The organism is Streptomyces marokkonensis, assembly GCF_008312835.1.
Classification (GTDB): Bacteria; Actinomycetota; Actinomycetes; order Streptomycetales; family Streptomycetaceae; genus Streptomyces; species Streptomyces marokkonensis_A.
On record NZ_VSKS01000018.1, the window covers coordinates 32,917 to 42,104 of the forward strand.

Annotated in this window: 14 protein-coding genes; all 14 read left to right on the plus strand. The window is 67.0% G+C overall.

The features are described from left to right. Positions 1-12: 12 nt before the first annotated feature. The 14 genes from rplF (at position 13) to rplQ (ending at position 9,046) form a co-directional block, all read left to right on the plus strand. Positions 13-552, plus strand: a complete 540-nt coding sequence (gene rplF / locus F1615_RS26670) for a 50S ribosomal protein L6 (protein ID WP_033272455.1) — start codon at positions 13-15, stop codon at positions 550-552. A 3-nt stretch (positions 553-555) separates the two neighbouring features. Next, positions 556-939, plus strand: a complete 384-nt coding sequence (rplR, locus tag F1615_RS26675; protein ID WP_037929584.1) for a 50S ribosomal protein L18 — start codon at positions 556-558, stop codon at positions 937-939. A 41-nt stretch (positions 940-980) separates the two neighbouring features. After that, positions 981-1,586 carry a 30S ribosomal protein S5 gene (gene rpsE, locus F1615_RS26680; RefSeq protein ID WP_004927232.1) on the plus strand — a complete coding sequence of 202 codons (606 nt, stop codon included), beginning with the start codon at positions 981-983 and terminating at the stop codon, positions 1,584-1,586. A gap of 2 nt (positions 1,587-1,588) precedes the next feature. Beyond that, entirely contained in the window at positions 1,589-1,771 is a 183-nt protein-coding gene (gene rpmD / locus F1615_RS26685) for a 50S ribosomal protein L30 (RefSeq protein ID WP_037929587.1), read from the plus strand. A gap of 2 nt (positions 1,772-1,773) precedes the next feature. Beyond that, the gene (rplO, locus tag F1615_RS26690) at positions 1,774-2,229 is read left to right on the plus strand and encodes a 50S ribosomal protein L15 (RefSeq protein WP_149551600.1); all 456 of its coding nucleotides are present in this window, start codon (positions 1,774-1,776) and stop codon (positions 2,227-2,229) included. Positions 2,230-2,473: 244 nt separating this feature from the next. After that, positions 2,474-3,787: a preprotein translocase subunit SecY gene (gene secY, locus F1615_RS26695; RefSeq protein WP_149551601.1), complete on the plus strand. Its 1,314-nt coding sequence runs from the start codon at positions 2,474-2,476 to the stop codon at positions 3,785-3,787. Continuing rightward, positions 3,787-4,440, plus strand: a complete 654-nt coding sequence (locus F1615_RS26700; protein ID WP_149551602.1) for an adenylate kinase — start codon at positions 3,787-3,789, stop codon at positions 4,438-4,440. Before secY ends, F1615_RS26700 begins: the two co-directional genes overlap by 1 nt. A gap of 162 nt (positions 4,441-4,602) precedes the next feature. Further along, positions 4,603-5,439 (plus strand): type I methionyl aminopeptidase, encoded by an 837-nt coding sequence (gene map, locus F1615_RS26705; protein WP_149551603.1) that lies wholly within the window; start codon positions 4,603-4,605, stop codon positions 5,437-5,439. Between the two features lie 294 nt (positions 5,440-5,733). Next, positions 5,734-5,955, plus strand: coding sequence for a translation initiation factor IF-1 (infA, locus tag F1615_RS26710; protein ID WP_003948620.1), 222 nt, complete (start codon positions 5,734-5,736; stop codon positions 5,953-5,955). A gap of 60 nt (positions 5,956-6,015) precedes the next feature. Continuing rightward, positions 6,016-6,129 (plus strand): 50S ribosomal protein L36, encoded by a 114-nt coding sequence (rpmJ, locus tag F1615_RS26715; protein ID WP_003998809.1) that lies wholly within the window; start codon positions 6,016-6,018, stop codon positions 6,127-6,129. Positions 6,130-6,321: 192 nt separating this feature from the next. Continuing rightward, positions 6,322-6,702 (plus strand): 30S ribosomal protein S13, encoded by a 381-nt coding sequence (rpsM, locus tag F1615_RS26720; protein WP_004984507.1) that lies wholly within the window; start codon positions 6,322-6,324, stop codon positions 6,700-6,702. 64 nt (positions 6,703-6,766) lie between these two features. Further along, a complete protein-coding gene (gene rpsK / locus F1615_RS26725) occupies positions 6,767-7,171 on the plus strand; it encodes a 30S ribosomal protein S11 (RefSeq protein ID WP_003956432.1) in 405 nt (134 codons plus the stop codon). Positions 7,172-7,325: 154 nt separating this feature from the next. Beyond that, entirely contained in the window at positions 7,326-8,348 is a 1,023-nt protein-coding gene (locus F1615_RS26730; protein WP_003966937.1) for a DNA-directed RNA polymerase subunit alpha, read from the plus strand. A gap of 197 nt (positions 8,349-8,545) precedes the next feature. Then, positions 8,546-9,046: a 50S ribosomal protein L17 gene (gene rplQ / locus F1615_RS26735; protein WP_149551604.1), complete on the plus strand. Its 501-nt coding sequence runs from the start codon at positions 8,546-8,548 to the stop codon at positions 9,044-9,046. The last annotated feature ends 142 nt before the right edge of the window (positions 9,047-9,188 follow it).

The following is a 9,188-nucleotide window of genomic DNA, read 5'->3' on the forward strand; positions in this document are numbered from 1 at the left end:
GAGGAAACAGCTATGTCGCGCATCGGCAAGCTCCCCATCGCGGTTCCCGCCGGCGTGGACGTCACCATCGACGGCCGTACGGTCTCGGTCAAGGGCCCCAAGGGCACGCTGACCCACACCGTCGTGGCGCCGATCGAGATCGCCAAGGGTGAGGACGGCGTGCTCAACGTCACCCGCCCCAACGACGAGCGTCAGAACAAGGCCCTGCACGGCCTGTCCCGCACGCTGGTGGCGAACATGATCACCGGCGTGACCCAGGGTTACGTGAAGAAGCTCGAGATCAGCGGTGTCGGCTACCGCGTTGTCGCCAAGGGTTCGAACCTGGAGTTCTCCCTCGGTTACAGCCACCCGATCACGGTCGAGGCCCCCGAGGGCATCACCTTCAAGGTGGAGGCCCCCACCCGTTTCTCGGTCGAGGGCATCGACAAGCAGAAGGTCGGCGAGGTTGCGGCCAACATCCGCAAGCTGCGCAAGCCCGACCCGTACAAGGCCAAGGGCGTCAAGTACGAGGGCGAAGTCATCCGCCGCAAGGTCGGAAAGGCGGGTAAGTAAGCCATGGCATACGGGCAGAAGATCCTCAAGGGCGACGCCTACAAGCGTGCTGCTATCAAGCGTCGTCACATCCGGATCCGCAAGAAGCTCGCGGGTACCGCCGAGCGTCCTCGCCTGGTCGTGACTCGTTCCAACCGCCACATCGTGGCGCAGGTGATCGACGACCTGAAGGGTCACACCCTGGCGTCGGCGTCCACCCTGGACGCGTCGATCCGGAGTGGCGAGGGCGACAAGTCCGCGCAGGCCAAGCAGGTCGGCGCCCTGGTCGCCGAGCGCGCCAAGGCCGCCGGTGTCGAGGCCGTCGTGTTCGACCGTGGTGGCAACCAGTACGCCGGGCGCATCGCCGCTCTGGCGGACGCCGCCCGCGAAGCCGGTCTGAAGTTCTGAGCCGGTTCCGTAGCTAGCGGAAACAGAGAGAGGTAATTCCAATGGCTGGACCCCAGCGCCGCGGTGGCGGTGCCGGTGGCGGCGAGCGGCGGGACCGGAAGGGCCGTGACGGCGGCGCAGCTGCCGCCGAGAAGACCGCATACGTTGAGCGCGTCGTCGCGATCAACCGTGTCGCCAAGGTTGTGAAGGGTGGTCGTCGCTTCAGCTTCACCGCGCTGGTCGTGGTGGGCGACGGTGACGGCACCGTGGGTGTCGGATACGGCAAGGCCAAGGAGGTGCCGGCCGCCATCGCCAAGGGCGTTGAGGAGGCCAAGAAGCACTTCTTCAAGGTCCCCCGCATCCAGGGCACCATCCCGCACCCCATCCAGGGTGAGAAGGCCGCCGGCGTCGTGCTGCTCAAGCCCGCGTCGCCCGGTACCGGCGTGATCGCCGGTGGTCCGGTGCGCGCCGTGCTCGAGTGCGCCGGTATCCACGACGTGCTGTCGAAGTCGCTCGGCTCCGACAACCAGATCAACATCGTGCACGCGACCGTGGAGGCCCTCAAGGGCCTGCAGCGTCCCGAGGAGATCGCGGCCCGCCGTGGTCTGCCCCTCGAGGACGTCGCTCCCGCGGCTCTTCTCCGTGCGCGTGCCGGGGCGGGTGCGTAATCATGGCGCAGCTCAAGATTACGCAGGTCAAGTCCTACATCGGCAGCAAGCAGAACCACCGTGACACCCTGCGTTCGCTTGGCCTGAAGAGGGTCAACGACGTGGTCGTCAAGGAGGACCGCCCCGAGTTCCGCGGCATGGTGCACACCGTCCGCCACCTCGTGACGGTCGAGGAGGTCGACTGATCATGGCGGAGAACAACCCGCTCAAGATCCACAACCTCCGTCCCGCCCCCGGCGCCAAGACCGCGAAGACCCGTGTCGGTCGTGGTGAGGCGTCGAAGGGTAAGACGGCCGGTCGTGGTACGAAGGGCACCAAGGCCCGTTACCAGGTTCCGGAGCGCTTCGAGGGTGGCCAGATGCCGCTCCACATGCGTCTCCCGAAGCTGAAGGGCTTCAAGAACCCGTTCAAGACCGAGTTCCAGGTCGTCAACCTGGACAAGCTCGTCTCCCTCTACCCCGAGGGCGGGGAGGTCACGGTCGAGGACCTGGTCGCCAAGGGTGCCGTGCGCAAGAACCAGCTCGTCAAGGTCCTGGGCCAGGGCGAGATCTCCGTGGCGCTGCAGGTGACGGTCGACGCCGTCTCCGGCTCCGCCAAGGAGAAGATCACCGCCGCCGGCGGTACCGTCACCGAGCTCGTCTGATCCCTTCAGGTGTCTCGATGACGTAGAGCGATCCCGACCGGGGATACCCCACAAATGGGGTATCCCCGGTTGGTCGTTCCTAGGGCGGCAGTCTCGCCGGTAAGGTGGCCTGCGCTGCCCATTGACCTCGGGCGCCCCACACGGGGCACTCACGGCGGCAGTTGACCGTTACGTAATCGTCCTTAGTCGGAATCTCAAGACCGTCACCCTTGACGCAGTTGCGCGGGGGGTCGCAGGAGGCACCGTGCTCACCGCGTTCGCCCGGGCGTTCAAGACGCCCGACCTGCGCAAGAAGCTGCTCTTCACGCTCGCCATCATTGTGGTGTACCGCATCGGTACCAACGTTCCCATTCCGGGCGTCGACTACCGCAACGTACAGACCTGTATCGACAATGCCGAAGCCAACTCGGGTCTGTTCGGTCTGGTCAACATGTTCAGCGGCGGCGCGCTGCTCCAGATCACGATCTTCGCGCTGGGCATCATGCCGTACATCACCGCGGCCATCATTCTGCAGCTGCTGACGGTGGTGATCCCGCGCCTGGAAGCCCTCAAGAAGGAGGGCCAGGCCGGTACGGCGAAGATCACGCAGTACACCCGTTACCTGACCGTCGCGCTCGCCATCCTCCAGGGCACCGGCCTGGTGGCCACCGCCCGCAGCGGCGCCCTGTTCCAGGGCTGCCCGGTCGCGAACCAGATCGTCCCGGACCAGTCGATCTTCGTGACGATCACCATGGTCATCACCATGACCGCCGGCACGGCCTTCGTCATGTGGCTCGGTGAGCTCATCACCGACCGCGGCATCGGCAACGGCATGTCGATCCTGATGTTCATCTCGATCGCCGCGACCTTCCCCTCCGCCCTGTGGGCCATCAAGGAGCAGGGCAGCCTGGCGGACGGCTGGATCGAGTTCGGCACCGTCATGCTCGTCGGGTTCGTCATGGTCGGCCTGGTGGTCTTCGTCGAGCAGGCCCAGCGCCGGATCCCCGTGCAGTACGCCAAGCGCATGGTCGGCCGCCGTTCCTACGGCGGTACGTCGACGTACATCCCGCTCAAGGTGAACCAGGCGGGTGTGATCCCCGTCATCTTCGCCGCGTCGCTGCTGTACATCCCGGCGCTGATCGTTCAGTTCTCCAACTCGACGGCGGGCTGGGCGACGTGGGTCGAGGCGAATCTCGCCAACCCCGCTGCCACGGCGCACATCATTCTGTACTTCCTGATGATCGTGTTCTTCGCGTTCTTCTATGTGGCGATCTCCTTCAACCCCGAGGAAGTCGCCGACAACATGAAGAAGTATGGTGGCTTCATCCCGGGCATCCGGGCTGGCCGACCGACCGCTGAGTACCTCAGCTTCGTACTCAACCGGATCACCTGGCCGGGTTCGCTGTACTTGGGTCTGATCTCTCTCGTGCCGACAATGGCGTTGGCGGGTTTCGGGGCGAACCAGAACTTCCCGTTCGGCGGGACCAGCATCCTGATCATCGTGGGTGTCGGTCTCGAGACGGTGAGGCAGATCGAGAGCCAGCTCCAGCAGCGCAATTACGAAGGGTTCCTCCGCTGATGCGAATCGTCCTCGTCGGGCCGCCGGGTGCTGGAAAAGGTACGCAGGCCACCCGCCTTGCCGAGAAACTGCGCATCCCGCACATCTCCACAGGTGACCTGTTCCGCGCCAACATCAGCCGGCAGACCGAGCTCGGGAAGCTCGCGAAGTCCTACATGGACGCGGGCAATCTCGTCCCCGACGAGGTCACCATCGCCATGGCCAAGGACCGCATGGAGCAGCCCGACGCCGAGGGCGGCTTCCTGCTGGACGGCTTCCCGCGCAACGTGTCGCAGGCCGAGGCGCTGGACGAGCTGCTGCAGACCGAGGGCATCAAGCTGGACGCCGTACTCGATCTGGAAGCCCCCGAGGACGAGGTCGTCAAGCGGATCGCCGGGCGGCGCGTCTGCCGCAAGGACTCCGCGCACGTGTTCCACGTGACGTACAGCCCGCCCCAGCAGGAGGGCGTGTGCGACGCGTGCGGTGGCGAGCTGTACCAGCGCGACGACGACTCCGAGGAGACGGTGCGGACGCGGCTGGAGGTCTACCACACGCAGACGGAGCCGATCATCGGCTACTACCGGGCGCAGGGTCTGGTGGTCACCATCTCCGCGATGGGCCCCGTCGACGAGGTCACGGAGCGGGCGCTGGAGGCGCTGAAGAGCGGTAAGTAGTCCGATCCCGGTCGTGTCGCAGCCGCGGTTCCCGTGTTCAAGGGACCGCGGCTGCGGCGTGGCGCGGGTGGGTCGCGCAGCCCGGCGTCTGCGGGGCCGTGACCGCCCGTATCGTTGGAAGCGTCCGTACTCCTTCACTGGTCCAGAAAGGCCGTCGTCCCCATGGTGCAGATCAAGAGCCCTGAGCAGATCGCCAAGATGCGTGAGGCGGGGCTGGTCGTCGCCGCCATTCACGCGGCCACCCGCGAGGCCGCCGTGCCCGGGGCCACGACGAAGGATCTGGACCAGGTCGCGCGCAAGGTCCTCGCCGAGCACAACGCCAAGCCGAACTTCCTCGGCTACGGCGGTTTCCCCGCGACGATCTGCACCTCGGTGAACGAGGTCGTCGTCCACGGCATCCCCTCCGACGACGTCGTGCTCAAGGACGGCGACGTCATCTCCATCGACTGCGGCGCGATCATCGACGGCTGGCACGGCGACGCCGCCTACACCGCGTTCGTCGGGTCCGGCCACTCCCCGGAGCTGGTCGAGCTGTCCCGGGTGACCGAGGAGTCGATGTGGGCCGGCATCGCGGCCATGGAGCAGGGCAACCGGCTCGTCGACATCTCGCGCGCCGTCGAGACCTACATCCGCCGCCAGCCGAAGCCGGGCGGCGGCAAGTACGGGATCATCGAGGACTACGGCGGCCACGGCATCGGCACCGAGATGCACATGGACCCGCATCTGCTGAACTACGTCGACCGGCGCCGGGGCAAGGGCCCCAAGCTGGTCCCGGGCTTCTGCCTCGCCATCGAGCCGATGGTCTCCCTGGGCACCCCGAAGACGGAGGTCCTGTCCGACGACTGGACCGTCATCACCACGGACGGCACCTGGTCGTCCCACTGGGAGCACTCCGTCGCCCTCACCGAGCAGGGGCCCCTGGTCCTGACCGCGCCCGACGGCGGCAAGGCCAAGCTCGCCGAGATGGGCATCACGGCGGCACCGGATCCGCTCGGCTGACGACCGACCACGGGCGGATCCGCCGGCCGGAGGCCGGCGCAGCCGCTCGAAGCCTGTGAGGCGCCCCGGTGCGCCCTCCTCGCCCGGCCCGCCGGCGCCGAGCCCGCGAGGGCGGCGTCGGGGGTCGGGCTCCGCTCGGTTAAGGATCTCCTGTGTGGGGCAGGCTTTCTCGATTCGTGTTTCCGGGTGCGCTGACGTAGACTGACTCGTCGGCTCTTGTGCACCCGCATGTCTGCATGTACTCACACGGTGCACGCCGGAGTCGATCAAGGTAGTCGATTCGAAGGGCGAAGCGTGGCCAAGAAGCAAGGTGCCATCGAGATCGAGGGCACTGTCGTCGAGTCTCTTCCGAACGCCATGTTCAAGGTCGAGCTCCAGAACGGCCACCAGGTCCTGGCACACATCAGCGGCAAGATGCGCATGCACTACATCCGCATCCTCCCTGACGACCGGGTCGTGGTGGAGCTGTCTCCGTACGACCTGACGCGTGGCCGGATCGTCTACCGGTACAAGTAGATCTTGCCCGCGCCCCGGCCCGCCGGGGTGATGGCACTGACCCGGAGAACCTCACATCCCATGAAGGTCAAGCCGAGCGTCAAGAAGATCTGCGACAAGTGCAGGGTGATCCGCCGTCACGGCCGGGTCATGGTCATCTGCGAGAACCCGCGCCACAAGCAGCGCCAGGGCTGACCGCAGCACGACCGACCCTCTGCGACTTCCGCAGAACTTCGCGCGACGCGAGCAACACACGTTCATACGCAGGTCCCGAGCCGCACGGCTCGACACCCCCGGCTCGGAGGCCGGGGACCCGGTCCGTACCTCGTACGGCGGGCTGGGATCCGGCCCTGTGGAAGACCTCCGACAATCAACTGGAGCCATTGAATGGCACGCGTTTCCGGTGTTGACATCCCGCGCGAAAAGCGCGTGGAGATCGCCCTCACCTACGTGTTCGGCATCGGCCGGACCCTTTCGCAGCAGACGCTGGCCGCCACCGGCGTCGACCCGAACACCCGCGTTCGCGACCTCTCCGAGGAGCAGCTCGTCGCGATCCGCGAGTACGTCGACAACAACATCAAGACCGAGGGTGACCTCCGTCGCGAGATCCAGGCCGACATCCGCCGCAAGGTCGAGATCGGTACCTACCAGGGTCTGCGTCACCGTCGCGGTCTGCCCGTCCGCGGTCAGCGCACCAGCACCAACGCGCGTACCCGCAAGGGCCCGCGTCGCGCCATCGCCGGCAAGAAGAAGCCGGGCAAGAAGTAGTCCTCAGCGGACGCTCATCCAGCGGTCTTGCTGCAGGACCGACCACCTCCCGTAGGAGTAATAGATGCCCCCCAAGGGTCGTCAGGGCGCTGCCAAGAAGGTGCGCCGCAAGGAAAAGAAGAACGTCGCTCACGGCCACGCGCACATCAAGAGCACGTTCAACAACACGATCGTCTCGATCACGGACCCGTCCGGCAACGTGATCTCCTGGGCCTCCGCCGGCCACGTCGGCTTCAAGGGCTCCCGGAAGTCCACGCCGTTCGCCGCGCAGATGGCCGCCGAGTCGGCCGCCCGCCGCGCCCAGGAGCACGGCATGCGCAAGGTCGACGTGTTCGTCAAGGGCCCGGGCTCCGGTCGTGAGACCGCGATCCGTTCCCTGCAGGCCACGGGCCTCGAGGTCGGCTCCATCCAGGACGTCACCCCGACTCCCCACAACGGCTGCCGTCCGCCGAAGCGCCGTCGCGTCTGACGCACGGCCGCTTCGATCGGCTTCGGGTTCCGGGCGGTACGGCTCGCAAGGGCCGTATCGCCCGTACCCTTGCAGTACCCGCACTTTTCACCGGGTGCGGTTTCCGTCGGGCGTCAAATAGCGGGCGTCCACGAAAGAAGGATCTGATCCACACATGCTGATCGCTCAGCGTCCCTCGTTGACCGAAGAGGTCGTCGACGAATTCCGCTCCCGGTTCGTGATCGAGCCGCTGGAGCCGGGCTTCGGCTACACCCTCGGCAACTCCCTCCGCCGCACCCTCCTGTCGTCGATCCCCGGTGCCGCTGTCACCAGCATCCGCATCGACGGCGTCCTGCACGAGTTCACCACCGTGCCGGGCGTCAAGGAGGACGTCACCGACCTGATCCTCAACATCAAGCAGCTGGTCGTCTCCTCCGAGCACGACGAGCCCGTGGTGATGTACCTGCGCAAGCAGGGTCCGGGTCTGGTCACCGCCGCCGACATCGCGCCCCCGGCCGGTGTCGAGGTGCACAACCCCGACCTCGTCCTCGCCACGCTCAACGGCAAGGGCAAGCTGGAGATGGAGCTGACCGTCGAGCGCGGTCGCGGCTACGTCTCCGCCGTGCAGAACAAGCAGGTCGGTCAGGAGATCGGGCGTATCCCGGTCGACTCGATCTACTCGCCGGTTCTCAAGGTCACCTACAAGGTCGAGGCGACCCGTGTCGAGCAGCGCACCGACTTCGACAAGCTGATCGTCGACGTCGAGACCAAGCAGGCGATGCGTCCGCGTGACGCCATGGCCTCCGCGGGCAAGACCCTGGTCGAGCTGTTCGGTCTCGCCCGCGAGCTGAACATCGACGCCGAGGGCATCGACATGGGCCCGTCCCCCACGGACGCCGCCCTCGCCGCCGACCTGGCGCTGCCGATCGAGGAGCTGGAGCTCACCGTTCGGTCGTACAACTGCCTCAAGCGTGAGGGCATCCACTCCGTGGGTGAGCTCGTCGCGCGCTCCGAGGCGGACCTCCTCGACATTCGCAACTTCGGTGCGAAGTCCATCGACGAGGTCAAGGCGAAGCTGGCCGGCATGGGCCTGGCCCTGAAGGACAGCCCGCCCGGATTCGACCCGACCGCTGCGGCGGACGCCTTCGGTGCGGACGACGACGCGGACGCGGGCTTCGTGGAGACCGAGCAGTACTGAGCTCCGGGCTCGACGGTCCGTACTCGGGCGCGGGTGCGCTGTGGCTTGTCGCGCCCACGCGGCGGAGCCGCACATGAGTACAGTCCCGCGCCCCTTCCAGGCCCCTTCGGGGGCCTGGATCTCCGACAGGCGACCGCCTGCTCGGATACTGACCCCGGTACCTGATACGGCCGGGGCAGACACCTAGGAGAAACACCATGCCGAGGCCCACCAAGGGTGCCCGTCTGGGCGGCAGCGCCGCGCACGAGAAGCTGATGCTCGCGAACCTCGCGAAGGCGCTTTTCGAGCACGGCCGCATCACCACCACCGAGGCGAAGGCGCGCAAGCTGCGTCCGTACGCCGAGCGTCTGGTCACCAAGGCGAAGAAGGGCGACCTTCACAACCGCCGTCAGGTGCTCCAGGTCATCACGGACAAGAGCATCGTCCACACGCTCTTCACCGAGATCGGCCCGCGGTACGAGAACCGTCCCGGTGGCTACACCCGCATCACCAAGATCGGTAACCGCCGTGGCGACAACGCGCCCATGGCCGTCATCGAGCTGGTCGAGGCGCTGACGGTGCAGCAGGAGGCCACGGGCGAGGCCGAGGCCGCGACGAAGCGTGCGGTCAAGGAAGACGCCCTCAAGAAGGACGAGGCCGCCGAGGCCAAGTCCGACGAGGCCGCCGAGGCTCCGGCCGAGGAGTCGAAGGACGCGTAAGCGTTCTGGCGGGGGGCTGTCCGTTCGCGGCTGCGGCTCCGTTGTGGCTTGTCGCGCCCCACACGGCGGAGCCGCATGTCCAGCACGGCCCCGCGCCCCTTCGGGGCGCGTAGCGGGTCCGCTTCTCTTCAGGAGCGGGCCC

Bases quoted from the DNA above. Each gene is read 5' to 3' on its own strand.
- rpsM (WP_004984507.1), top strand. From the start codon at position 6,322: ATGGCACGCGTTTCCGGTGTTGACATCCCGCGCGAAAAGCGCGTGGAG.
- map (WP_149551603.1), top strand. From the start codon at position 4,603: ATGGTGCAGATCAAGAGCCCTGAGCAGATCGCCAAGATGCGTGAGGCG.
- F1615_RS26700 (WP_149551602.1), top strand. From the start codon at position 3,787: ATGCGAATCGTCCTCGTCGGGCCGCCGGGTGCTGGAAAAGGTACGCAG.
- rplO (WP_149551600.1), top strand. From the start codon at position 1,774: ATGGCGGAGAACAACCCGCTCAAGATCCACAACCTCCGTCCCGCCCCC.
- rplR (WP_037929584.1), top strand. From the start codon at position 556: ATGGCATACGGGCAGAAGATCCTCAAGGGCGACGCCTACAAGCGTGCT.
- rpmJ (WP_003998809.1), top strand. From the start codon at position 6,016: ATGAAGGTCAAGCCGAGCGTCAAGAAGATCTGCGACAAGTGCAGGGTG.
- rplF (WP_033272455.1), top strand. From the start codon at position 13: ATGTCGCGCATCGGCAAGCTCCCCATCGCGGTTCCCGCCGGCGTGGAC.
- F1615_RS26730 (WP_003966937.1), top strand. From the start codon at position 7,326: ATGCTGATCGCTCAGCGTCCCTCGTTGACCGAAGAGGTCGTCGACGAA.
- rplQ (WP_149551604.1), top strand. From the start codon at position 8,546: ATGCCGAGGCCCACCAAGGGTGCCCGTCTGGGCGGCAGCGCCGCGCAC.
- rpsK (WP_003956432.1), top strand. From the start codon at position 6,767: ATGCCCCCCAAGGGTCGTCAGGGCGCTGCCAAGAAGGTGCGCCGCAAG.
- rpsE (WP_004927232.1), top strand. From the start codon at position 981: ATGGCTGGACCCCAGCGCCGCGGTGGCGGTGCCGGTGGCGGCGAGCGG.
- rpmD (WP_037929587.1), top strand. From the start codon at position 1,589: ATGGCGCAGCTCAAGATTACGCAGGTCAAGTCCTACATCGGCAGCAAG.